General features: G+C 44.6%; 23 protein-coding genes. 5 read left to right on the top strand and 18 right to left on the bottom strand.

Annotation, left to right across the window (positions count from 1 at the left end):
* Window positions 1-60 precede the first annotated feature (60 nt).
* The 5 genes from FQV28_RS14830 to FQV28_RS14815 form a co-directional block, all read right to left on the bottom strand.
* Window positions 61-1,194, bottom strand: coding sequence for a zf-HC2 domain-containing protein (locus FQV28_RS14830; RefSeq protein ID WP_146497352.1), 1,134 nt, complete (start codon window positions 1,192-1,194; stop codon window positions 61-63).
* Complete coding sequence (locus FQV28_RS14825; protein WP_186763900.1) at window positions 1,191-1,736, bottom strand: RNA polymerase sigma factor SigX; 546 nt, start codon at window positions 1,734-1,736, stop codon at window positions 1,191-1,193. The genes FQV28_RS14830 and FQV28_RS14825 overlap by 4 nt, the downstream gene beginning before the upstream one ends.
* A gap of 295 nt (window positions 1,737-2,031) precedes the next feature.
* The gene (locus tag FQV28_RS19300; RefSeq protein WP_186763899.1) at window positions 2,032-2,181 is read right to left on the bottom strand and encodes a hypothetical protein; all 150 of its coding nucleotides are present in this window, start codon (window positions 2,179-2,181) and stop codon (window positions 2,032-2,034) included.
* Between the two features lie 181 nt (window positions 2,182-2,362).
* On the bottom strand, window positions 2,363-3,121 hold the full coding sequence (locus tag FQV28_RS14820; protein WP_146497276.1) for a TerC family protein: 759 nt from the start codon (window positions 3,119-3,121) through the stop codon (window positions 2,363-2,365).
* 343 nt (window positions 3,122-3,464) lie between these two features.
* Window positions 3,465-4,082 (bottom strand): YczE/YyaS/YitT family protein, encoded by a 618-nt coding sequence (locus tag FQV28_RS14815; RefSeq protein ID WP_146497275.1) that lies wholly within the window; start codon window positions 4,080-4,082, stop codon window positions 3,465-3,467.
* A gap of 114 nt (window positions 4,083-4,196) precedes the next feature.
* Between FQV28_RS14815 and FQV28_RS14810 the strand changes: the two genes are divergently transcribed.
* From FQV28_RS14810 to FQV28_RS14800, 3 genes are read left to right on the top strand one after another with little or no spacing between them, the layout of a single operon-like run.
* On the top strand, window positions 4,197-4,649 hold the full coding sequence (locus FQV28_RS14810) for a MarR family winged helix-turn-helix transcriptional regulator (protein WP_146497274.1): 453 nt from the start codon (window positions 4,197-4,199) through the stop codon (window positions 4,647-4,649).
* 25 nt (window positions 4,650-4,674) lie between these two features.
* Window positions 4,675-5,190: a spermidine/spermine N(1)-acetyltransferase gene (paiA, locus tag FQV28_RS14805; protein ID WP_146497273.1), complete on the top strand. Its 516-nt coding sequence runs from the start codon at window positions 4,675-4,677 to the stop codon at window positions 5,188-5,190.
* Window positions 5,191-5,203: 13 nt separating this feature from the next.
* Entirely contained in the window at window positions 5,204-5,821 is a 618-nt protein-coding gene (locus FQV28_RS14800; protein ID WP_146497272.1) for an FMN-binding negative transcriptional regulator, read from the top strand.
* Between the two features lie 200 nt (window positions 5,822-6,021).
* Here the strand turns inward: FQV28_RS14800 and FQV28_RS14795 are convergent, their stop codons facing one another.
* From FQV28_RS14795 to FQV28_RS14780, 4 genes are all read right to left on the bottom strand, one after another.
* Window positions 6,022-7,308: an MFS transporter gene (locus FQV28_RS14795; RefSeq protein ID WP_146497271.1), complete on the bottom strand. Its 1,287-nt coding sequence runs from the start codon at window positions 7,306-7,308 to the stop codon at window positions 6,022-6,024.
* Between the two features lie 127 nt (window positions 7,309-7,435).
* Window positions 7,436-8,896, bottom strand: a complete 1,461-nt coding sequence (locus FQV28_RS14790) for a potassium/proton antiporter (RefSeq protein WP_146497270.1) — start codon at window positions 8,894-8,896, stop codon at window positions 7,436-7,438.
* A gap of 261 nt (window positions 8,897-9,157) precedes the next feature.
* On the bottom strand, window positions 9,158-10,219 hold the full coding sequence (gene ytvI / locus FQV28_RS14785) for a sporulation integral membrane protein YtvI (protein ID WP_146497269.1): 1,062 nt from the start codon (window positions 10,217-10,219) through the stop codon (window positions 9,158-9,160).
* 316 nt (window positions 10,220-10,535) lie between these two features.
* Window positions 10,536-11,594 (bottom strand): carboxylesterase family protein, encoded by a 1,059-nt coding sequence (locus FQV28_RS14780; RefSeq protein ID WP_146497268.1) that lies wholly within the window; start codon window positions 11,592-11,594, stop codon window positions 10,536-10,538.
* 534 nt (window positions 11,595-12,128) lie between these two features.
* Between FQV28_RS14780 and FQV28_RS14775 the strand changes: the two genes are divergently transcribed.
* On the top strand, window positions 12,129-12,743 hold the full coding sequence (locus tag FQV28_RS14775; protein WP_146497267.1) for a LysE/ArgO family amino acid transporter: 615 nt from the start codon (window positions 12,129-12,131) through the stop codon (window positions 12,741-12,743).
* Window positions 12,744-12,904: 161 nt separating this feature from the next.
* Here the strand turns inward: FQV28_RS14775 and FQV28_RS14770 are convergent, their stop codons facing one another.
* A complete protein-coding gene (locus FQV28_RS14770) occupies window positions 12,905-13,873 on the bottom strand; it encodes an NAD(P)-dependent alcohol dehydrogenase (protein ID WP_146497266.1) in 969 nt (322 codons plus the stop codon).
* Window positions 13,874-14,998: 1,125 nt separating this feature from the next.
* On the opposite strand from FQV28_RS14770, the gene FQV28_RS14765 reads away from it, so the two are divergent.
* The gene (locus FQV28_RS14765; RefSeq protein ID WP_146497265.1) at window positions 14,999-17,419 is read left to right on the top strand and encodes a PAS domain S-box protein; all 2,421 of its coding nucleotides are present in this window, start codon (window positions 14,999-15,001) and stop codon (window positions 17,417-17,419) included.
* A 27-nt stretch (window positions 17,420-17,446) separates the two neighbouring features.
* On the opposite strand, the gene FQV28_RS14760 is transcribed toward FQV28_RS14765, so the two are convergent.
* The 8 genes from FQV28_RS14760 to FQV28_RS14725 form a co-directional block, all read right to left on the bottom strand.
* A complete protein-coding gene (locus tag FQV28_RS14760; RefSeq protein WP_146497264.1) occupies window positions 17,447-17,725 on the bottom strand; it encodes a hypothetical protein in 279 nt (92 codons plus the stop codon).
* Window positions 17,726-17,785: 60 nt separating this feature from the next.
* Window positions 17,786-18,625, bottom strand: coding sequence for a nucleotidyltransferase domain-containing protein (locus tag FQV28_RS14755; RefSeq protein ID WP_146497263.1), 840 nt, complete (start codon window positions 18,623-18,625; stop codon window positions 17,786-17,788).
* A gap of 165 nt (window positions 18,626-18,790) precedes the next feature.
* Window positions 18,791-19,348, bottom strand: coding sequence for a DEAD/DEAH box helicase family protein (locus FQV28_RS14750; protein ID WP_146497262.1), 558 nt, complete (start codon window positions 19,346-19,348; stop codon window positions 18,791-18,793).
* A 359-nt stretch (window positions 19,349-19,707) separates the two neighbouring features.
* Window positions 19,708-20,568, bottom strand: a complete 861-nt coding sequence (locus tag FQV28_RS14745; protein WP_146497261.1) for a Cof-type HAD-IIB family hydrolase — start codon at window positions 20,566-20,568, stop codon at window positions 19,708-19,710.
* A gap of 458 nt (window positions 20,569-21,026) precedes the next feature.
* A complete protein-coding gene (locus FQV28_RS14740; protein WP_146497260.1) occupies window positions 21,027-22,160 on the bottom strand; it encodes a glycerate kinase in 1,134 nt (377 codons plus the stop codon).
* A 105-nt stretch (window positions 22,161-22,265) separates the two neighbouring features.
* Window positions 22,266-22,988 carry a YwaF family protein gene (locus FQV28_RS14735; RefSeq protein WP_186763898.1) on the bottom strand — a complete coding sequence of 241 codons (723 nt, stop codon included), beginning with the start codon at window positions 22,986-22,988 and terminating at the stop codon, window positions 22,266-22,268.
* Between the two features lie 169 nt (window positions 22,989-23,157).
* The gene (locus tag FQV28_RS14730; protein WP_146497258.1) at window positions 23,158-24,108 is read right to left on the bottom strand and encodes a ribose-phosphate diphosphokinase; all 951 of its coding nucleotides are present in this window, start codon (window positions 24,106-24,108) and stop codon (window positions 23,158-23,160) included.
* A gap of 237 nt (window positions 24,109-24,345) precedes the next feature.
* Window positions 24,346-25,296, bottom strand: a complete 951-nt coding sequence (locus tag FQV28_RS14725) for a ribose-phosphate diphosphokinase (RefSeq protein WP_146497257.1) — start codon at window positions 25,294-25,296, stop codon at window positions 24,346-24,348.
* Window positions 25,297-25,431 lie beyond the last annotated feature (135 nt).

Genomic DNA, 25,431 nt, shown 5'->3' with positions numbered 1-25,431 from the left:
CGCAGATTAAAAAAGTTCAGAGTGCAACCAGGCCACTCTGAACTTTTGATTTACTTTCATTTAATTGACTTGTTGACTCAACTCAACCAATTCATCCGCAGCCATTTTACCATCCGTAAAAATCGTATGAATATCACCGTTTTCCTGCCAGACGATATAGGAAGCCTCGTCGCTTTCCACCGCATAGCCTTGGGCTTCACCTACCCGGACTTCAGTCATCTGGGATCCTTCTGTTTCTGCATATGGAATCGGCAAAGTGGTTCCAATGTTTTCAATGCCCGCCAGCTGCGTCTTCACATTTTCAGGCAAGAATGGAAGAGAAAGCAGCGTATCCTTCAACTGCTCGATAGACACTCCCTCTGGCACGGTGAGTTCCGGAGATTTTGTGCTCATATAAGAAATGCGCTGGCTTTCCGTCTCGTAGTCTGTATGAATCGCTTCATAGGTCGAGACGGAAAAAGGTTTTCCATCCAATAATGCATCAAACTGTTGATCGGAGCCTAATTGAGCCAACAATTGATTCGCTTTTTCTACATTCAACGTAAACGTTATAGTTGATTCTGGCATTACATTGACTCCCTCAACGCCGATTCCGCCTAAATCGGGCACTGTATAGCCAGCTTCTTCAGCCTGTTCTCTTGTTTCAAAGTACATTGGTTCACCTGCGGCTTTTGACTTTTCCAATTGCCCGATTCCCTTCAAGTCCAGCGTACCGTCCTTGTTTTCACTAACCCAGCTCTCGATTTCACTGAGATCATTTTGCGTCAGTGTCACCACCTCAAACTGATCCACACGGAATAATGATAAAAATTGATTTGCTTCCACTCGGACTTGAGGATGCGCAAACGAGCTGAAAATAGCTGCGGCCGCGGCTCCTGCAATAATCAGGCGTTTGGTTTTCGTTTTCAATGTACTCCACCCCTTTCTGTTTTTTACATTTTTATTTTCCGCCAGCCTCTGATGTCCATCTCTTAGAAGATTTTCTTCGAATTTTGCCCATGCCTGATCGGTATCAACAGCCACGTCTTTCGGCTCTAAGATTTTCCCGCAAAAAGCGTGAAGGTTTTGCAATTCAGCGATCTTGCTGCGGCACATTCGGCAGCTCTCCAAATGCCTCATGATCTGCTTTTTCTGGTCCCGGCTGACTTCTCCGTCCAAATAAGCCTGCAGCACCCCCATATCATGGCAAGTCATCGATCCCCTCTCCTTTCCTCCATATACGACTGTTTGAAACGTTGTTTAGCCCGGGCCAATAAAGTTCCAATGGACATTTTTTCTACACCATTATTTTTCGCAATTTCCTCGTAGCTGTATCCTGAGAACTTCATGATTAAAATATCGCGGTCCCGTTCAGGTAATTTCATCAAAGTTTTTTGGACTTCCTGAATGTCCTCGAGTTCCATGTACCTGTCCTCAATCGAGCCAGCTGAATTTTTCTCATAGATTTTTTGTTTTTCGGCACGGGCATGATGGCGCTTTTCGGTCCGAAGATGATTATAGGCTGTATTAACAGCTACTTTTGTCAGCCAACCTTGCATATTGTGGATGGTTTTCGGATCCGTATGGTACAACTTCACAAACACTTCCTGCGCAATATCTTCAGCAATGGATTGTTCTTTAACGATGACCAGTACTTTTCGAACGACAAGAGGATAATGTTGTTTGAATAACTGCTGAAATCTGCCTTCTTCTGACGAATTGATGCTGTTTTCAGACAAATTCGCCGTCACCTCCATCATTATTTCCTCCCTTCAAAAAGCCCTTACTCTAATGACACCTTAATTCTAAATTTTGTGACAATTAATCAGATATTCTTTTGCTTTTTTAAAAGCCGATATAGAAGAAAAGCAAACACAGCAATTCCCTCAGGAATAGCAACAGCTTATGAAAGAGTCTATGAATCCTTGCTTGATAACACGCCTGAATATTATTACCTTGAAATTAACATAGTATTTATCGATTTACAATAAATTTTTATTTAATTTTATGCATTCCGCTTAAAGGTGAACTATAAAAAAAGAGAAAAAGACATTAAGCGTCTTCTCCTCCTTTTCGGCATCTATTTTTGAACAGCTCCTGCAGCAATTGAAACGGTGAGTATGATTTTTTCAATCTGTTGTTCATCTTATTGGTGAAGTACCGATTGGGATCCTGTGTTTCAGTCCAAATGTTTTCGATCATAGCGTGTCGCCTATTTCGACTGGCGTAAAACAGGCTGCTGTACTGACGTGATCTTCAAATGGGAATGCCATAAAATTTCCCGCCTCCGAAGGCCGGCCTTTGCCAGTACCCGCATATAGGAGCCATCTGCTAATCGCGTTAATATGCGGCAGTCATTTACCGAAGGCTGCCCTCTCAGCCATCATACTTCCTGTTCTCTCTTTTTCTTGACGCTGATTATTGCCCCAACCGCTACGATTGCGAGCAAGATGCCCCAAAAGATGAGTTTCCATTCTGTTGAATGGGCAAAGTCGTATGGCAAGATGCCAAGCTCTTTGTGGCCCAAAGTAAGAACCGTCAATTTAACGCCTACCCAACCCACAATAACAAAGGCTGTGGTTTCCAATTGCGGATAGTTTGCCAGCAGCTTGACGAATTTATGGGCGGCAAATCGCATAATGATGATACCGACCAACCCACCTGCCAACATAACCGCAAACTGTCCGCCGTTGATGCCGCCAATTGCCATATCGCCGAGGTGCGGCAACGTGATCGCCAACGCAACGGCAGCCAGCATCGAATCAATCGCAAAGGCTATATCCGCCAATTCAACTTTCAATACTGTCATCCAGAAACCGGAGCCTTTTGTCGCTTCCGGTTCGATGGAGTGTTCCTTGCCTTTTTGCTGGTCGTAAATATGCTTAAACGCGATAAACAATAAATAAGCTGCCCCTAAAGCCTGGATCTGCCATACATCGACCAATAACGTAATCATGAACAGTGCCGCAAACCGGAAAATGAAAGCCCCCATTAACCCATAAAACAACGCTTTCTTCTGTTGTTCTTGCGGCAAGTGCTTGACCATGACCGCCATCACAACGGCGTTGTCAGCAGCCAGCAACCCTTCCAATGCCACAAGCACCAGCAATACCCATAAATACTCCAATAAAATCGCTTCCATCTTTCGTCCTCCTTTTGATTTTTGCCAACAAAAAAGACCCCTGCCTAATAAAAGGCAAAGGTCTCGCTAAGCAAAATAATTTGCTATCACAACCGATGGCTATGAACCATGTAATGACGATTGTGAAATAGGTTTCCCTACAGCTACTCCCCCTCGACATAAAGTCAAAGGCTATTGAGTTGTACTTTTAGTATACCCTCTATAAAGAAAGTGCAGACAACGATTTGTGTCTATATAATGACAGAATTATTAGATTTTCAGTTGAGCAGAAGCATCAGAATTTATACTTTCTTGCCATTATTGTAAAGCATGCTTTTATCGCTGCCCAGTTCGGCTGTATGAACTAATGCAGGGATGTATTGGGATTCGTCAACATGCCATCCAACGCTTTTCCGATAGGCGGCATAAAGAGATGGAGTATTCCCCCTCCTAAACAGACGGTTAATACCGTTCCAATGCCAATTGGCCCATTCAGCAGCATAGCCATGAACAGGAATACGAAGTAGATCAATGTTCTTGAAAAGAAAAGACTGGTACCGGTCAATTCCTGCAGGATCAATGTTAACCGGTCTACTGGAATCGGTGCAACATTCGTATGCAAATAGATCGCTGTTCCTGCCCCTATCACTATCAGGCCTGCGATAAAACAAATCATTTGGCTGTACCAATGTTCAGGATTGATTACGTTACTTAGAAGGAAAAGCCACAGATCAATTCCAATACCCGTAATAAACGCTGTTGCCAATCCCAGAACTTCCGGCCTTTGCCTCCTTAAAGCCGAATTACAGCCAATCAAAAGAATAGCCAGTATAATCTCCCAACTTCCTACCGTCAGCCCGACTTTCACGGATAGCCCAACCAAAACGGCATCGAAGGGTGATGTTCCAAATTCCGATAGAATGGTGAAAGAGATACCAAAGGTCATCAGTATAATTCCTGCCAGGTAAAAAATATATTTCATTATACACAACCTCTCCATCAGTTTTTTATTGCAAACGCAACAAAAATAAGTTAAATTCAATATATAACATTTTTTATTGCATTTGCAACTAATTCTTATAAAAAGGAGCGCCTTATGAAAGAAATCCTACGCGAAATCGGCATGATAGCCAGGGCACTCGATTCAATCAGCAACATCGAATTCAAGGAAATTGACCTTACCAAAGGCCAATATCTGTACTTGGTGCGGATATGCGAGAATCCCGGAATTATCCAAGAACAGTTAGTGGAACTGATCAAAGTGGACCGATCCACCGCAACCCGGGCTATCCAAAAGTTGGAAACAAATGGTTTTATCGAAAAGAGAGAAGATCCCGCCAATAAAAAAATAAAAAAACTCTTTCCGACAGAGAAAGGGAAATCGGTCTACCCTTTCATCATCAGGGAAAATGATCATTCCAACCTTGTGGCATTGGAAGGGTTTTCCGAACAAGAAGCGAAAGCCGCTTTCGACCTTCTGCAGCGGATCAGAAAAAATGTCGAAAAAGACTGGGAGTCTGTAAAAAAAGGGAATAAGAGAACCTATTAAAAGGCTGAAGGAGCGACCTGCTGAAATGATAAAGATAAAAGAGTGTACCCTTGAAGATCTGCGCGAACTGCAAGCGATCAGTATTGTAACATTCACCGAAACTTTCAAAGATCAAAATTCACCTGAACATTTGAATGCCTATTTGGATAAGGCTTATAATTTGGAACAACTGGAACGGGAACTGGCCAATCCCTCTTCGCAATTCTTCTTTGTTTATTCGGATCAGGAAGTCGCTGGATACCTGAAGGTCAATACCCGGGACGCGCAGTCAGAAGCAATGGGCGATGACTCACTTGAAGTCGAGCGCATTTATGTGAAAAAGAAATTCCACAAACAGGGTCTCGGAAAATTGCTATTGGCTAAAGCGATGGAAACTGCAATGGAACAGGATAAAAAGGAAATTTGGCTGGGTGTGTGGGAAGAAAATGAAAACGCCATTACGTTTTATCAGAAAAAGGGATTTGTCCAGACTGGTTCCCATTCGTTTTATATGGGTGATGATGAGCAAGTGGACTTGATCATGACTAAAACTTTATTGTGAAAGGCGGGTCCCCATGTATATCCCGAAACATTTCAAGGTCGTCAATATTGACGAAGTTCAGGAATTTATCCAAACGCATTCATTCGGAACGCTTGTTACCACAAAGAAAGGGCGCCCAATAGCGACCCATCTGCCCTTGCAGTTAGTTAAGGAAGACGACGTGTTCTATATTACGGGGCATATGGCTTATGGAAATCCCCAGTGGCGGACATTCGAAGCCGCTGAAGAAGTATTGGCAATGTTCCAGGGGCCGCATGCTTACATCTCTTCTTCCTGGTATGAACAGGAAAATGTTCCGACATGGAATTACCAGGCTGTCCATGTATACGGCGCGGCCAGCATTTTGGATGAGGAAGAATTGAAACAGGACCTGGCGAAATTGCTGGAAAAATACGAGAACCATCGCAAGCATCCTGTTCTCTGGAATACACTCTCCCCTTCGCTATTGGAAAAAGAGCTGAAAGGGATTGTCGGATTTAAGATCAAGGTAGGAGAAATCCAGGCAGCGTATAAGTTAAGCCAAAACCGGAACGAAACAGACTATCGGAACATCATCGATCAGCTGCAAAATGAAGAGAATCCTGATTCGACGCAAATGGCTGAACTGATGGAAAAGAATAAAAGAGATTAATGTTCATTTGTAACAGAAAAAAGAGCGGGTGTTTCACGATTCACGTGATTCCCCCACTCTTTTTTGAATGTTATCCTTACTTTCTATGAGCTTATTTCACCCTTAGCCGCTCAGTTGTTTTCCAATAACAAGAATCCGTGCGTGCTGGCATTCTTTGAACGCACCCCAGTGTCCTGATGCCTGGTTCACGCCCAGTTGTCCTAATCTGTGCGTGCAGCTCCGTTGCTTCTGCGAGACCACAGTATGAACGGTATTAAAATCAGGGACAAAAATCCGCCAATCAATGACAGCGCAGCATAACTTGAACCCGCCACCACCATGCCGGACAATATCCCGCCCGAAGCTCCGGACAAAGCGATAAACACGTCCACGGTCCCTTGAGTTTTAGCACGGTTTGAAGCTTCCGTCGACTCGACCACTTTCGTCGTTCCGCTAATCAGCCCAATGTTCCAGCCGATGCCCAGCAAAGCCAACGCCAGGACAAGGGAGAACAGGGACTCGCCTGGTGCGAATGCTGCTAGGGCACTTGCCAATCCCAATGTCACCCCTGAAGCGACAGACATTGCCGTTGAACCAAATTTATCGACCAAGATGCCCGTGAAGAGCGATGGAAGGTACATGGCTCCGATATGAATGCCGATTACCAGCCCGATGTCCCCAAGATCGTGGCCATAATGCTCCATATGTACGGGCGTCATCGTCATAATCGCAATCATGGTCATTTGCGTCACTACCATGATGGCAGCACCCGCTGCAACTCCTTGTTTGTTGTAAGCTTGGGCGCTATCCGGCGAAGTTTCTTCCTGTCCATTCTCCCGTTTGTAAGCTTCTATTGCTTTCGCAGTCAAAAATGGATCCGGGCGAAGCAGCAGGAAAATGACCACCCCTGCCAGGATAAAAGCTGTTCCGGATAAAAGGAATGGACCCGCCAGTGCCGGAATCCCGATTGAAAGAGCAAGTTCCCCCATAATGCCTACCATGTTAGGGCCGGCAAACGCACCAAACGTGGCCGATACCATGATGATGCTGACAGCCTTAGCCCTTTGGTTTTTGCTGGCTAAATCCGTTCCGGCATAGCGGGTTTGGAGATTGGTTGCTGTACCAGCTCCGTAGATTAGCATTGATATGACTAAGAGAGGAATATTGTTTATCACGGCGGCAAGCACAACTCCAAGCCCTCCGAATCCCCCGAGCATAAAACCTGTTGTCAGGCCGAAGCGGCGGCCATAGCGCTGGGAAAGCCGGCCAACCAATAACGCAGTTCCTGCAGAACCGAATGTAAATAAAGCCATGGGCAGTCCGGCATAGGCAGCAGTTCCAAGCATTTGCTGAGCCAAAAGGGCTCCTACCGTAATTCCGGCAGCTAAACCAGCACCTCCGAAAATCTGAGAGAGACTGGCGACAAAAATGACGCGGCGATATAGTTTGTCCAATTTTTCCGGTGAATCTATGTAGGGCTGAATGGAGCGATTGCCTTTTACATTCATTTTAATCCACCTTCTTCTATCTTCTTGTCAGATAAGTGCCAAAGCTAAGTTGACGATTGAACAACTCCTTGTCCAGTTGACTGGAGTCAAGCTCTTTTGCATAGGGAGAGTTCCTCACAGCCCTTTTTCAGATGGTTTTCTTCGGCCTTTCCGTATTTCCCAGTAAAGATTGCTTCGCTTCTTTTCTTCTTTCTTTATCTCCCAGCACGTACAAGGTATCCCCTTTTTCAATCACAGACGATCCCGTTGGCGTCAGCAATTTTTTCTTCCGGGTTATTCCAATGATCAACGTGTGATCCGGCAAGGTCAAGTCCGTCAAAGACATGTTGACTGCGGGTGATTGCTTTGGAATGGTCACCTTCATGATTTCTGAATCCGTGTCTCCAAGATTTATTAATTCGACGCTTGCGCTCCCATCGTCCTCATCCCCAGTCAGCTTTAGCCTTTCAGCCAACCAGGACAATGTGCTTCCTTGCATGAGTGCGGATATCAAGACAACGAAAAAGACCGTGTTGAATATCAGATTGCTGCTGCCTATTCCCGCCACAATCGGATAGGTGGCCAAAACAATCGGGACAGCCCCTTTCAGCCCCGCCCATGAGATGAATAATTTTTGCTTGAAATTGTATTTCATGAACAGCATGCTGATAAATACAGCAAGGGGCCGCGCGATGAACATTAAAATAACGGCAATCAAAATACCTCTCCAGAAAACGCTGATCAATTGTCCCGGAAAGACAAGCAGCCCAAGCAGCGTAAACATGATAATCTGCATCATCCAGGCAAACCCTTCATTAAATCGCAGGATGGAAAACCGGTGGGTTAAATCGCTGTTTCCAACAAATACTGCCATGACGTAAACCGCGAGCAGTCCGCTTCCCCCAAGATAGTCGGTTACGGCAAAAGTGAAGACCGCCGCTCCCATTGCAAGTATGGGATATAAACTCGAAGTGTCCAACTTAATATTGTTAATGGCAAATACAGAGATTTTCCCTAAAAGAAGACCGATCGCAAGGCCGAGGCCCATCTGTATAAAGAAGTTTCCGATGGCGACCCAAATGGACATGTCCGGCATTTGTATCAATTGAATGAGCGCAACGGTAAGAAACACTGCCATAGGATCGTTGGAGCCCGACTCCGCCTCCAATGTAGCCGTTAACCGCTGGTTGAAGTTTTTGTTGCCCAAGACAGAAAAAACTGCTGCTGCGTCTGTGGAACCGACAATGGCCCCCAACAAAAGCCCTTCCAGCAGTGAGAAGTCCAGGATGTACATGGCAGCGACACCCGTTATAAATGTTGTAAGCAAAACACCAAGCGTTGCTAATGAGCTGGCTGGACCAAGAATGGGTTTCATTTTTCCCCATTTCGTCTGCGTCCCTCCATCAAAAAGTATGATGATCAAAGCCAATGTACCAATAAATTGAACGAGCTGCACATCTTCAAAATACATGAACCGGTTGAGGACCATCCCCGCCACCAAGAAGAGAATAAGAGCAGGAAGCCCTAATTTCGAGGAGAATTTCGTAGCTAATACGCCGATAATCAGCATAACAGAAATTAAGAATAACAAAGTTCCGATGAGTTCCATGAGGTCAATCCCTTCAAATTTTGATTGCTTAAATTACAACTCCCTTATTATTGCAGGTATGACAAATCGATATTCATCCGTTGTTCCTTATACTTTAATCGTAGCATTATCAAATACGTATTACTATTTTATCAATCTTGGAACGTCCACAGCAGTATACGGCTGCGAATAAAAAAGAAGGACCTACATATGTGCACAGTAGCTCCTCCTTTTGCTTCAATTACTTTGATGTGTTTAATATTTTCTATAAAGAGAAACACTTTATACTTTAAAATTCAAACGTATGATCCCGGCGTCCTTCAGCGAGTTGAAGAGGATGATCAAAACCGGCCCTAGGATGACGCCTAAAAATCCGAAAAGCTTCAAACCAAGAAACATAGCGATTAGTGTGGCTAATGGCGACAATCCGATATGGGTGCCCATCACCTTAGGCTCCATCACTCTTCGGACCACTAAAAGGATCACTCCAAGGATTGCTAACTGCACACCAAAGAACGTATCTCCTGCTACAAAATAATACAGCGACCACGGAGCGAGTATGATAATGGAACCGATTAGCGGAATCAAATCAATAATCCAGATAATAATGGCCATCACAAGCGCTATTTCTGGAGATATGATCAGAAGCCCTATCAAGGCAACCGCAAAAATATAGATGCTGACATAGAATTGGGCTTTCAAAAACCCGACAAAAACTTGCTTCATTTTCAATGTCATCAATTGAAATTTAGCGGCAGTATTGGCTGTCATCAAGCCGAAGAATTTTTCTGTTATCCGGGGAAGATCGAGTAAAAACAAAAACAATGCAATCAAATAAACAATCAGGCTTACCAAAAGATTTGGAATGTTTTTTAGGTATGTACCGATCTTTTCCAAGCTGAACACTTCTGTAAGTTTCAGCTTTATCGTATCAAAGAAGTTCTGGACATACAGAGACAGCTCTACAAGGATGCTTTCAGGCAAATTGTCCGCTTTGCCAAAAAGATTATTTTCAAAGCCAACCCAAATCGTGTTTATTTCTGTTATGTAATATGGAATATTTTCAATGAATCTGGCTACTTCCCCGACTAAAATAGCGACAATGAAATAAACGGATAACCCGAGGATGAAGGTAAATAAGACAAAGACGGTTAAAACGGCCAGCTTTCGGTTGGAGAAGAATTTCTTCTGATGCAACAGCCTGACCGCCGGCTCTAATATCAGTGCAGTTAAGAAAGCAAAAATAAGTGGTACGGACGCGGGCAAAACAATTAGCCCCATCACTGCAAAAAAAGCAGCCCATAAAATAATAACGATCGTTCGTTTAGATAGAATATTAGCCATTGTAACTTCCTTTCACCCCAAGTTTACTTTATCTCTTGTATAGCCCGCGCTAAGTAGCTGTATTAACACTCCGCAAAACGGCTGCGCTTTCCGCGGGCTTGCGAAGAACTACCTTTAAATAGAATTATTGAGAATTAAAAATAAGGATTTCAGTGCTAGGCGAGGTGCCTGCATAAAATCCTTATCCTTATTTTAGCATAAAATTAATTTTTACGGACAATTGATGTGATTGGCGAAAAAACGCCCTTCTCTAAATTTCTTTTCTTCAGCTGCTTTTTCCAGGCAGTGGCTTGGCGTTATTGACGGAACGTCTTTATTATTCGTTCACCTGTTCAAATAGCCAGTCACGGACGGCCTCTATTTTATAAGCATAATCAAAGGAATACATATGTTCACTTGTACCGACTTCTACCCCTTCCGGCAAGACGGTTCCAAGTTCAAATGTTGCCAAGTTGATGTTGTTTCCTTCAGAAAGGATACTCTCTACTGCAGCTGAAGATTCTTCGGCTGACCATGCAGCATTCCAAGTTGCCGTACTTACTGACGCGCCGGCATTCTGTAACGTTGCCAGCAGCTCCTCCTGTCCGGTTGATGCTTTTTCATCGCCTGCTGCGGCGATATAGAAGAAGTTTTGGCTTGCCAACGGTTCAAGCGTATTGGCATCCCACTGGCCCGATACAAAGAGCTGGCCTGCAAACAAGTCTGGATATGCTGCGCTCAAATACATCAAAGTCATACAGCCCATGGATTGTCCTGTGCCGTACAGCCGGTTTTCATCGATGCTGTACTCGGATGTGACGGAATCCAGCAGCCGTTTCGTCATTTCAATATACTCGGTTGTCGTAAAGCTGCCATGGTCATCAATGATCACTTCCGGATATTGCGGCACCAGTACAAAGCTCTCGTTCTTTGCCTGCTCCTCATCCGTAGCCCAGATCAACCCGCCGTATCCTTGCGTTAATGGAGCAGTAACGTCTCCGCCAACAACGCTGGAATCCGCAATGAATGTGACTAATGGATATGATTTTGAAGGATCGTAGTTTTCCGGCGTATACAAGTTATAAGATAACGTCTCCCCTGTTTCCGGATCGGTGAACTCCAGCTGTTCGAACTCCCCTTCCACTTCAGAAATCATGGCTTGCAGTTCCGTATCGCTGCTTTTATCGACTGCCCCACCGCCCATCATCCCAGATGATGCGCCTTCCGGTTTCTCACCAGAAGGAGCCCCGCTTTCGGATGTTTGCTGTGCCGTTTCTTGAGCCGCCTCTTCTGTTGCACCGCTGCTGGTCTGGTCTTCTTCCGTGCTCGAACAGGCTGTCAACATAAGGCATAGTGATGTCATAGCCATCAAGCTTTTAAAAAATTTCTTGTTCATTATTTACATCCTCCGATTTGTTTATATTACACAACATAGATTCCATGGTTTGCAGTATATCCAGTTGTGCCCGCTGCAGTTAATTACTTAACGCATTTAGCTTAAGTAAGATTATCTTGTACAATCCTTAAAAAAACCTTAAAGTACATTTTGTGGAGGAAATCCATCACTTGTTGAGCTCTAATTTATGTTGCCTCTAATTATTCCGCATGTAATTATTATCCGTGCCCCGCTTCGATAGGCGTCTGAAAATAGCCACACGATGGCACTCGGTTCGCTTCAATTGTTCTGCCAGCGTTCTTAGCTCGGGAACATTGGGGCTTAAGGTTCATTCCCCATCCATGATTTCGCTTTTCCGATATGCACTTGGATACAGCGGCATGGCCGATGCCCTTTTCAGTTCCTTTCAGGCATCTTCCCCCTCGTTTCGTCCGGTATAGCCAAATGGCTGGGTCAGTTTCCAATCATTTGGCTGGAGACAAGTCGGCTCTTTTGCCTTAAGCTAAGAAAGTCGACGATTAGGAGGAGAAACTAGTGGAACCGTTTATCCATGGCATCATCTTAGCTTTCGGCCTTATTCTGCCGTTAGGCGTGCAAAATGTATTTGTCTTCAATCAAGGTGCGACCAATAAAAAATTCATGCATGCGTTGCCCGCTGTTATCACTGCCGGAATTTGCGACACGGCTTTGATTTACACGGCGATTGCCGGCGTCTCCGTCATCGTATTCAGTTTTGAGTGGCTAAAACTAGCCTTATTTTTGGTTGGTTTCTTTTTCTTGATGTATATGGGATGGGCCATGTGGAAAACCGAACCGAAAACGGGCACGGATCTGAAAGGCAGCCGATTTTCTGCAAAGCGGCAAATCATGTTTGCAGCATCCGTCTCTTTGTTGAATCCGCATGCCATCATGGATATCATCGGGGTGATCGGCACAAGTTCACTCGTTTATTCCGGGGACGAGAAATGGTTTTTCACAGCAGCGGTTATCGGCGTCTCTTGGATCTGGTTCTTTTCACTGGCGCTTGCAGGAAGAAAGGTCGGCCAGTTCGATGCAAGCGGCAGGCTTTTAAAGAAAATAAACAAACTGTCCGCGCTGATTGTCTGGGCTATGGCTCTTTACATCCTCTCTCAATTGTTTTCGCATTGATGAAAAATGCAAGGCAGTAAGATTTGCTTCTTCGCAAAAAGGAAGAGATCCTGCTCAATCCTAAGCAGTTTCTCTTCCTTTTTTGTATGTGGAATCATCTGGAACTTTTGAAAAATGGTGATATATTGACTGCTGCTGTTGATATTCACTGCCATTTGTCTTCAATTAGGATGTGTCAAAGTTATAACAACGCTTCCATGTTTATGCCCTGTCTCAACATAGCTATGAGCCGCAGCCACTTGATCCAACGGATAACTTCTATCTATTACCGACTTGATCTTCCCTGCTTCAATCAGCCCTTTCAGGAAAAGCAAATCTTCTTTGCGCATCGACGCCACTCCGCCTTTCAGTTTTTTGCCGCCTCTGACAGACGTCGACATCATCCGCGCAAACTGCGGCAAACCAGCTGCTGCAGCAAGGAAAATCCCGTTTTCCTTCAGGGAGTTTCTGCATTTCGAGAATGAAGTCTTACCCACCGTATCAAAAATTAGATCATATAATTTACCCGATTCAGTGAAATCCTCCTTAGTATAATCAATAGCCCAATCAGCTCCCAATGACTTCACAAGTTCAATATTCCCCGTACTGCAGACCGCCGTAACTTCTGTCCCGAAACTTTTAGCCAGCTGCACCGCGTAAGTGCCCAACCCGCCGGAAGCACCATAAACGAGCACTTTTTGACCTTCCCGGATATGCCCCTTATCCCTAAGAAAAAACAAGGAAGTAGTGGCACCGAAAGGCACCGAAGCAGCTTCTTCAAACGTCATATTATCCGGTTTTATGGCAATTGCCCCTTTTTCTTTGATGCACACATACTCGGCATTAGCCCCCAGGCTTCCTCCCGTTCCGCAAAATACAAAATCTCCTTTTTTGAATGACTTGATATCTTTTCCCGTCGCTTCCACTTCTCCAGAAAGCTCGGATCCCAATATACCGATTTTAGGTTTTTTCATTCCGTAGAAAAACCTTACGGCAAATGGATCCGCCCGCCTGACTTTACAGTCCCCTGTGGTCGCCGTTGTTGCATACACTTTTATCAGCACTTCGTCGTCTTTGGGCATCGGTTTCTCCACTTCCCTAAGCTCCATAACTCCTGGAGGTCCGTATGTTTTGTGGACACTGGCTTTCATGGATTAACGCTCCCTTCATAGTTTGCTTTTCAAGGAACCATTCCTGCGATTTTCTTTCCTTTAGCCATATGGCTAACGCCCCACCCCGGCAACCTTCTATAAAAAATAGGTGATTTTTCAGCAATAGCGCTTGTCATTCCAACCCTCCCATTATTCGGGGTTAACCAATTAAAAATCAGCAGAAAAATCGATTCAAGAACGACCGCCTTTTTTATAATTATGTATAATCCATTTAAATAGACAGAATAATTAAACTTTTCAACTCGAGACTATACCTAAATGCTGGTTTTAGCAATTTAAATACCTTTTTTCTGCTAAAATACTTCTTTATTTTTTGCTGTCCATTAAAAGCCTTATATACCTTGACCTCCCCCCTTTATAAACCGTCCATAAAAATGCACATCGATGAACAAGAAAAGAGAGCATCAACTTACAATCAAGTTTTTGCTCTTCCTGAAAAATTTATTTTCACCATGCGGCTTTTCATTTGGATAACTGGCTCCTATTTTCCCGATTATATTTCTTAGAACGGATGGTCCATGTTTGTTTATTGAACACATTTCTTCAGCAAAAATAACAATTGTGGATCTTTCTTTTTATACCTGGCTTTCCTTATAAAATGAATGATTTATATGCAACGCTTTTATCAAGCAGGCAAATTCAGATTAACAACAAACCGCTGATAAATATTGAATATGTTTAAATACTTGTAAAATTATAAAAAGATTCGAGTAATCACTATCTTGCGAGAGGCAAATCATTTACACTTGAAATATGGAAAATAATAACTGTTTCAAAAAAGATTTATTAAGGAAGATTCTTCAACTCTCCAGCCAACTAAATGAAATCTAAAAAGTTGAAATGAACGTTTAACTATAGAAGAACTTTTTGAGTTCCCATTTCTTCCATAGTTTCGGGCTTTCAGAAATTGACGTCACCAAAATTCTTTTACGCTTCGCTATTTTATAGAAACTTACTGGTATCGAGGAGGAACAAACTGGCCTCGGCCGCGTCTACAGTTGTCTATCAGCTTTTGCGAACACACAATATCAGAAAACGGAAAACATCGCATTCAGTCGAGTTGAAAAACTGTTGCCTTTATTTACCGAAGGGAGAACGTTATTTATGAACCACTTTTCAGCAAAAATTGGGAAGGACATTTTGGTTTCTACCGCTCTTTTTGATTTGATCAAAGACCCGGTTTTTTTGATGGAGAAAGATCATGATTCCTTTCGTTATGTATACGTAAACCCATCCGGCTTGGCCATGCTTCCTTTACAAGAAGTTATTGGAAGCCGAATTGAAGAAGTGTTTCTGCCCGAGCTAAGCCAAAAAATAATCCGGCAATACCGAAAAGTACAAACTACTCGAAAGCCTATCGAGTTTACCGAAAGAATTGAAATCGCGGATAGTGAATTCATCGGAGAAACCATGCTTAACCCGATATTGGGAGAAACTGAACAATGCACATATATATTAGCCATCGTAAGAGACGTCACCGAAAGAGAGCGTAAAAAGACGGACCTTCAAAAGAGGCAAAAAGAATCAGAAATAGAACGCACAAGATTGAATTCCCTTGTAGAAAATAATGCGTACGCGGTTTTTGAATTTGACCAGCAAAAAAACTTCATCAGCATCAATAAAAAGGTTAACGAAGCCACTGGATTCAGCGAAGAAGAACTGCTCGGCCAATCCATTGTTTCCTTAGTAGTTGATAGTTATTTGGAGGAGACTCTTGCAAATTTTGAGAAGGCGTTAAAGGGCGATGCCGTAGAATTTGAAACCACCATTCGCAAGAAAAATCAGCAGATTGCCATATTTCAAGTGAATACGATTCCCATTATTATCGAAGAAAAAGTAATTGGAATCTATGCCATTGCCAAAGAAATTACCGAACAGAAAAAAATGGAGCGCCTTTTGCGGGAAAGCGAACAGCGGTATAAATCATTATTCGATAACCATCCGTATGGGATATTCACTTTTGATCGGACAGGGAATTTAGAAAGCATCAATGCAGGATCCCAAAACATTACAGGCTATCCAATAACTGAATTGCTGCCCAAATCGTTCTTGTCGGTCATCATACCTGAAGAAACAGAAAAAGTGCGGCATCATTTTTATAAAGCCATAAATGAAAAGCGGCCTGAACGTTATGAGTTGACCTTCCGCCACAAAAATGGCCAGTTAATCGATCTTCAGGCGATGAACATTCCCATTATTGTAGATGAGCAAGTGGTCGGCATCCACGGCATCGTGACCGATATCACTGAAATGAATCGTGCGCAAAAAGCTTTAACTGAAACAAAAGAAGAGCTTGAAGTGTTCTGGGAAAATTCCACCGACCCTATCTTTTACATCGACACTAAAGGCGATATCTTGAAAGTAAATCCCGCATTTGAAGAAACGTTTGGATACACGGAAGAAGAAATGACAACCGGGAAAGGCACCATAATCCCGCAGCATATGAAAACTGCCCAATTCGATGTCATAGATCGTCTTGTTAAAGGCGAAACCGTAACTTCCCATGAAACAATCCGCATAACCAAGACGGGAAAACCGTTGAATATCATCTCTTCCTATTCACCGGTGCGAAATGCCGACAAAGAAATCATCGGTGCAACCATCATCTATAAAAATGTGACAGAACTTAAAAAAGCCGAAGCGGAACTGCAGAAAAGCCAAGAGAAATACAAACTTATAACGGAAAGCACGTTTGACATCATTACACTGATTAACCTCTCAGGGCTGATTGAATACGTCTCGCCTGCAAATGAAAAGATTCTGGGGTATCCCGATCATACTTATATCGGCAGCCCGTTCACTACAAATGTACACCCTGAAGATGCATTTGATTTAATGGAAAGCGTGACTTCGCTCATTGATGGCGGCAAACCGGTTCCAGTCGAAATCCGTTTTTTGCATAAAGACGGCCATTACATTTGGATGGAAGTTTCCCCAACTCCTGTCTTAGCGGAGGGAGAAGTGAAGCAATTATTTACAATTGCGAGAGATATTACGGAACGAAGAAGGCTTCAAGATAAAATTGCAAAAATGGCTTTCTATGACCATCTGTCCGGGATACCAAATCGGCGCACTTTTGATGACAAACTGCAGAAAGCCATCGATCAAGCAAACCATTCCGGCAAAAAAGTGGCCGTTTTGCTGCTCGATGGGCGGAAGTTTAAACAAATTAACGATCAATTTGGGCACGATGCCGGAGACGCCGTGATTAAAGAAATGGCCGTCCGGCTCCAGGACTGCGTCCGCCCTATCGATACAGCCGCACGTTTGGGCGGTGATGAAATGGGGGTTATTTTACCTGAAATCGATTCACTGGAAATAGCCGAGAACACGGCAAAACGGATTCTGAAATCGTTTGAAACACCATTAATTTATAATGGATTCGAAATCCCGATAGGTGCAGGAATCGGCATCTCCCTTTATCCTGATGACACAACCAATGAAAAACAGCTGATCAAGTATGCCGATATGGCGTTATACGAAGCAAAAAAATCGGATCAGGACGCTTACCGAATTTACAAATAAAGCAGTTCATGGCTCCAGCAAGATCATTTATGTGTAGCGGGATAGAAAAAATAACAACAAGCCAAAAAAGCTGAACTGGTTTCTAAAGTTCAGCTTTTTCATGAAGTTTATTCCACGCCGGACTTGCTTATGGGTGAATTCAGGCAGCGATAAGAAGATGGCGGCACCCAAAATCAGCACATGCACGACCAAGAACGCAATCGGGGCGCTCAGGAACATTACAAGATCGTCTATTGTTGCATCAATGGCGAACAATACAACCATCAAAACGGCCGATAGAATGGCACCGATCAAATAATCCTTCACCGCTATCCATTCCCTTCTTGCCACTACTGCACTTAAAATTTGTATGTAACCAAGGACTGTTCAATAACTAAATTCCAGTATCTTTTTAAATTGTTCTTCGTTAGCTTCAATATCCACTTTTTCACTTAAGACCTGATTCAGTCTAAGGATTTCAGGAACCATGCTTACCACTGTTTCCATGATTGAGTCCGCCTCTCCCCCACATCTCCAATTTCCCAAAAGAGATAGCTGCTCTTTAGCTAATCTACTTCTTTTCCCTTCCACTTTTGACCAACTTCCATAAGGCGCATCAAAATGTTCGTCCATCTCCATGTACCAGCCGGAAACAATAAGCCAACGCATTTTATCTAAATTAGATGCTGCATGGTACAATTCCCTCCTCATGACTGCCCGATAAGTTTCATGAGTAAACGCAAGAATTTTCCCTTTCCAAAATTCTACTTCTTCGGCCAAAAGTTTGTATGTGAAATCAGATGATTCTTTTAGGATTGCACTTATTATGCTGCTCGGATCGTGAAGCACCTTTAACCCTTTTAACCAGATGGATGGCATGATTTCTTCAGGAGCATGATACCAGCTATCCACTTTGACGAAACAGTCATAGTGCGTGACCACTACCGGACCATATGGATTAGCATCTTCATGAAATAGCACGCTTCCCCATCTTTCTGCCCTATTGCGCTTATTCTCAATGAATTCCGCTCTCTTTTCCGGCTTCACAATCGTATGCAAGTCAATGTCCGAGTAATTATCAAAGTCCTTTTTTGCTAATGAACCTCCCAGATAAATTGCGAGCACATTTGAATCGGCTGTCAAATCCTTCAAGGCGGTATTCAAAAGAACTTCCCGGTGTTTTGATAAAGATGCATCTCTTTCCATATGTCTAGTTACAAATCCCACACATAATAAATCATCTCCTAGTATTGTTTTAACCTTCCAATATCATATATTCGTTTGCAACGACAAAATTACCTTCTGGGATTAGTTTCGTTGTGCGGTTCAATGGTATCAGAGCTTGCTTTGGAATCTTCATTGCATGCGAGGCATCCTCATCCCGTCATGTTTTTATAAGGCAAAGCGGTCCTTGATCTGTTTAGCTACAGTCAAAGCATCCAGGCATGTATTATCAATCCGTATGTAATTTTCTTCTTGAATTTCATCCGGCAAAGAATTCAATCGATTTTTTTCCAAGGTTTCGATTAAATGCAATTCAGATTCTTCTAGATTTCGTTTGGTCGGTTTATGTTCAAGCCGATGGGGCGTTCGATTCCGCTGCAGCCGTTCACTTGTCTCTGCTTCCAGTTCCACCAAAAAAACTTCTCCGCCTGCCGATTCAAAAATAGCACGTGTTTTTCTGACGAAATCCCAGTCTTTCTTTGAATCAAACGCCCATACATAGGTGAAAATCATGCCTTCCAAATCACTTTGGGCGACCGCTTTGAAAATTTCTTCTCGAAACATATCGGAGAGCCGCCACGTTTCTGCATTAAAGCCAAAAAATGGGTGTACCAAATCGATCGTCATGTGATTATGAAACAGCTTAAGATCTGTTAGCTTTTCAAGTTCGTGGCCCACCGTCATTTTGCCAACGGCTTGAGGACCGAATAATAAAACAAATTTCATAATACCTCCAGATGCAAAGTTCTCTGTTTCCCAAGAAATCCATGGCTGGTTTATCAATAGAAGAATTCACTTTTGATTTCCTTTCACTATCTAACTACTCATACATACAAAAATTGCTATCCAAATTAAATATCGACAAAGGCCTTCCTGCTTCAATAGAGTTAAATTTTAATTATAGGTCACAACAACGGACAGTTGAAAGATCCCCTTTAAAATCGAAGTACAATCGAAATGCAGTTTTTAAGAACATTTCCAAACGCTATAAGCTGCGGCTACTTTATAACCGTAATAGGAAGTGCAGAATTTCCAATGCTGAAACCTCCCGGCAAACTTTCAACCAGCCAGCTTCGATTGAATTTTTATTTGTTCAATACGTAGTTGTTTATTGCATAAGCTACGCCATTGTCAGCGTTCGAGCGGGTAACAAAATCGCAAATTTCTTTTACCAGCGGTTCTGCATTTCCCATTGCAACAGAGAGCCCGGCCATTTCAAGCATCGGGATATCGTTAAAATTATCCCCAATGGCCACGGTATCATTCAGGGAGATGCCGTAATGCTCGGCCACTCTTTTCAGGGCGTTTCCTTTGTTTCCATCTTGGTCCATCACTTCAATATTCAAAGGGTGCGAAGAAGTGAAACCAATGGTGGAAATGCCCTCCAGGTAAGCAGTTAAGGCCGTTTTAACGTTATTGTTCAACGTCAGCACAAAGAATTTTTGAATGGTCAATTCTTTCTCGTCAACCAATTCACTATAATGATCGAAAAAGTTAATAAGGCTGGATTTTTGCGGTTTTTCAGTGATTCTTTGATAAGTTTCATCTGGAAGGCCTTCGACTTCGATCTGCTCCTCTTTCATGGCAAGCTCCACTCGTTCCGACCAGTCTGCAGGTATGTAAATTCCGGAATCGGTGTAGATTCGATATGGCGTCCTTTCATCATCTAATTTCTCTGCAATTTTACCGACATCTTCCCTGTTCATAGAAACTCTTTTCAAAACACGCTCCTGGGTTTGTACAACCGTTCCGTTGCTTCCGGCCAGCGGAATTGAAAAATCGTATTTCCTAAGAATTTGCTGGATATCCTCTGGTGCACGGCCGGAGCAGATCATCACAATATTCCCTTGATTCTGCGCTTCCCGCATGGCTTCGAGGCTTTCTTTCGTAATTTCCATTTCCGGGGACAGCAAAGTGCCGTCCAAATCAATAGCGATAAGTTTCATTCCTCTTCCCCTCTTCCACTAAAATCGTATGTCCTGCTAGCCTTCAGTATAAACCATTACTCTAATTCTGCATTTTAAATGGCCTTCTAATCTAAAGTTCTACGTATCCGGCCACAAACATCGGCACAGTTTAAAGTGCTCGGTTCGATTGAGCAAGGCACTTTTTTCTAGTTCATTTTATTTGAACTTTCCTGTTGTAATTCTGTGGCATTTTTTAAACCCGTCAACCGGCTTTTCTTGCTTCTCTCGAGCGTACTATCAGCTTTCTTCTCCAAGAGATGAGAAATTCGGAAAGAATAGCAATGAAACCAAGTGAAACATATGGGCTATTTGAAAGAAAAAAGTTTGCAGCTATGCCTTAGCACTTTATGAACATTCCTCTATTTCTATATGAACTTTGAACGGTTGCCTATTCTATCAGCACTTCATGCATTGCTGATTTTACGGTATTCCAGTATTCATTTGAAAAGTTTCAATAAGTTCATGACCGCAATGGTCTTTTCCGTAATCAGCGGTTCAGCTTTCGCCATCGCTTCCTGGACGGTGCACGGGCCGGAGACGATTGAAAAAGCGGCGACGAGCCCAATTTCCGCCACTTGTTCGCTGGACAAAGCTTGAGAGCCGGCAAGCGCAACAACTGGCACCCCCGCATTTCCTGCAGCTTTCGTGATGCCGGTGATAAGTTTGCCGTCGAGCGTCTGCGCATCAAGCCGGCCTTCACCGGTAATGATCAAATCCGCCCCTCTGATCTTTTCAGCAAAACCGATTGTCTCCATGACCAAATCGATTCCCGACTGCAGCGTGGCGTGCAGGAACGCAATAAGCGATGCGCCCATGCCGCCCGCCGCGCCGCCGCCTTCGAAGCTCCTGAGGTCCACACGGTTTTTTTCTAAAACCACATCTGCAAAATGGCCCAGTGCGGCATCCAGCTGGCCCACCATATCCGGAGCAGCCCCTTTTTGCGGGCCGAAAATGGCGGAAGCGCCGGACGGGCCGCATAATTTGTTCCGGACATCGCTCGCCACCAAAAATGTCGACTCCCCGATGCGCGGATCCAAAGCCGAGTCATCAAGACGCACAAGCCGGGTCAGCTCCGCGCCGCCGTCCTCCAGCTCCTTGCCCGCTGCATCAAAGAACTTAATGCCAAGCGCCCGCAGCATCCCCGCTCCAGCGTCGTTCGTTGCGCTACCGCCAATCCCGATGATGAACTTGCGGTAGCCGGCATCGAGTGCTGTACGGATCAGCTCACCCGTCCCGAAACTGGAAGCGATCAACGGATTGCGCTCTTCTTCCTTCACCAGCAGCAGCCCGGATGCCTGAGCCATTTCAATGATGACGGTCTCGCCGTCGCCGAGGACGCCGTAGGCCGACTCGATTTTCCGGAGCAGCGGATCGTGCACTTCTGTTTTCATTGTTTTGCCGCCCGTGGCATATACCATGCTTTCCATGATTCCCTCGCCGCCGTCGGCCAAAGGAAGCTCGATCACTTCGGCGTCCGGGAATACAGACAGGATCCCCTCTTTGGCCGCTTTGCAGACGCCTTGCGCCGACAGCGAGTCTTTGAACGAATCCGGTGCCACAACTATTTTCATTCGTTTTTCCTCCTTCGATAGATTCGGTTGCTGATTCCACTATACCAATCCTCATCCTTCAAAAAAATAAAAGAGCGTCTCCTTAAGGAGGCGCTCTTTTTTCAGTCATCTTCTCTCTGATATTTGGTTATCTAGCGGCAGATTACGCTTCCCCGTCCAGCGCTCCACTATCCAGTACACTCCCCAGAACCCCGCAAATACCACCACAAGAATAGTCGTATTGTAGGCCAATTCCGGCCAGTTTTTGAAAAATGGCCGGAATTTCAAGTAGAAGTAATTGCCGTCGACGAGCGGATTGACGATGAGCACGACGGCGAAATAGACGAGAAAAGCAGCGTAGGCTTTCAAGAAGCTGAAAGGCGCAGGTTTCCAGCCATATGCCATGCGGGCGTAGTAAGGCAACAATAACGTAATGATATGGTTGATGAGAAACGACTGGCCCATAACGTGTTCGATGGCATAGACGCGCATCGGATAAAGGAAAGACCCGTACGCGAAAAGGCTGAAGTAAAACAGTATGTCCATCACTTTTGCGTTTTTCGTCAGCAGGTAGACCATGCCGAGCAGGGTCGAGATCCGCGATATGTGGAGCGGCAGCGACACGGAGAGATGAAATCCTGTTTCAAAGTAGTACCACGTATACAAAAGCACTTGCTGGAACAACGAGACAGTGAGCACTATCATGCTGATCTTCTTCCGTTTTTCGCGGACAAAGGCTTTTTTCCGGACCAACAGGATGAACACCGCCAGCAAGACCGCGATATACACCCAGTGGTTCACATCGAATGGCCGCAAGTACGCCGCATCTTCACTCCAAAACCGCTCCACTGGCATTCCCCCTGACCTCTCTTGCCTATTTGCTACCCGGCTCAAGCACTTTATTTTAAGTTAAATTTTAGCACCCTTCCGGCGCGTCTTCCATATATAAAAAAACGGCGTTTTGGCAAACTTCCTGCCAAAACGCCGTCTTTTCTATGGTATTCATATATTGTAAATTTTATTCGAATAATGGGCTTACTGATATATCGTTATGGACCCGCTCAATCGCTTCAGCCAATAATGGCGCGACAGATAGAGTCGTGATTTTGGAAATGCGTTTTTCTTCCGGCAGCGCAATCGTGTTGGTGATGACCAATTCCTCGATTGCCGAGTCTTCGATGCGGCTGATCGCCGGACCGGACAAGACCGGGTGCGTGCAGCAAGCGAAGACCGCTTTTGCGCCTTTTTCCTTCAAAGCATTGGCCGCAAGCGTGATCGTTCCTGCCGTGTCGATCAAGTCGTCGATGATGATCGCGTTCTTGCCTTCGATATCTCCAACAATGTTCATGATTTCTGCAACGTTCGGCTTCGGACGGCGCTTGTCGATGAACGCGAGCGGCACATTCAGGCGGCCGGCCATTTTGCGGGCTCTCACCAATCCGCCGTTGTCCGGTGCGACGATGACCAAGTCTTCCAATTCTTTTGCCTCGAAATAGTCGGACAAGATCGGAACGCCAAGCAGCTGGTCCACAGGCATATCAAAAAATCCTTGAATCTGCGGCGCGTGAAGGTCCATCGTGATGATACGGTCCGCTCCCGCCGTTTCCAACAGGTTCGCAACCAGTTTCGCTGTAATCGGCTCGCGCGAACGCGCTTTCCGGTCCTGGCGCGCATAGCCGTAATACGGAATAACGATGTTGATGGTTTTTGCAGACGCCCGTCTTAGCGCATCGATCATGATAAGAAGTTCCATAATATGTTCATTTCCCGATTGGGAAGTCGATTGGATCAAGTATACTTCACTGCCCCGTACGCTTTCTTCGATATTGATCTGGATTTCCCCATCACTGAAGCGTGTGACAGAACTTTTGCCGATTTCGCAGCCTAATATTTCAGCCACTTCTTTTGCTAATTCCGGATTTGAATTCAACGTAAACAGTTTGAAATCCCCGTTCAATTGATAAGACAATGTGCTGGCCCCCAAGTTAAATCGTATTTATCATAAAACATTAAAAAAGTATCCTTATTGATAGTAAACCAAGTTCCCGTGGAGTGTCTACAGGAACAAGCCGTTTTTAACCAATCGGCGGACTAAATTTGAGCAATTGTCGAATTCTGTCCTTTAATTTTGGCCGTTCAGGCAGAAAAAGGCGGGCCTCCGGTAAGTTTGACCTTACCGGAGGCCCGCTTTATACGGCTGGTGCGGTTATTCAAATAAAGGACTCACCGATTTTTCGTTGTGCACGCGCTCAATCGCTTCAGCTAAGAGGGGGGCGATGGAAAGAATAGTGAGTTTCGGAATGCGTTTTTCTTCTGCCACCTGGATGGTGTTGGTGACGATAAGTTCCGTGATCGGCGCCTCGTCGATTTTTTTGATGGATGTTCCCGATAAGACCGGATGCGTGCAGCAGGCGTAGACCGCTTTTGCGCCTCCCTCGATCAAGACTCTGGCAGCCAGCTCAATCGTGTTCGCAGTATCGATGATGTCGACGATGATGATGGTGTTCTTCCCTTTGATGTCCCCGACAACGTTGATCACTTCGGGCGCGCCCGGTTCCGGCTGGCGCTTATCCAAAAATCCGAGCGGAACATCCAAATGGCTCGCGAGCTTGCGGGCCCGCCCCAGTCCTCCGTTATCTGGCGCCACGACCACTGCGTCCTCCAAGTTCTTCTCCTGGAAATAATCGGCCAGAATCGTTCCGCCATACAATTGGTCCACCGGCATATCGAAAAACCCTTGGATTTGCGGTGCGTGAAGGTCCAGTGTGATAATGCGCGTCGCCCCCGCCGTTTCCAGCATGTTGGCGACCAGTTTCGCCGTGATCGGCTCGCGCGAACTCGCTTTCCGGTCCTGCCGCGCATAGCCGTAATACGGAATCACTACGTTGATGGTTTTCGCGGACGCCCGCTTCAAGGCGTCGATCATGATCAAAAGCTCCATGATATGTTCATTTGCCGACTGGGACGTCGACTGGACCAGATAAACTTCCGTCCCCCGCACGCTTTCCTCGATGTTGATCTGGATCTCCCCGTCACTGAACCGGGTGACCGAACTTTTGCCGAGCTTGCAGCCGAGGATATCCGCGATTTCCTGTGCCAGTTCCGGATTCGAATTCAACGAAAAAATCTTAAAGTTCCGACCTAATTGATATGGCAATTTGCAGTCCCCCTGGTATAGACAGATTGGTGAAACGGTGCAGCCAGCATTGTCGAGAGCAAAAGAAAAAAACGTCCGACTGTTGTTTTTTATAATACCGCTTCCATTAAAAAAGAGTCAAACAGTTTGGAAAAG

Source organism: Planomicrobium sp. CPCC 101079, from assembly GCF_007859275.1.
GTDB lineage: Bacteria > Bacillota > Bacilli > Bacillales_A > Planococcaceae > Planococcus.
The sequence above is the reverse complement of the archived record's forward strand: the minus strand, read 5'-3'. Positions and strand labels throughout refer to the sequence as shown.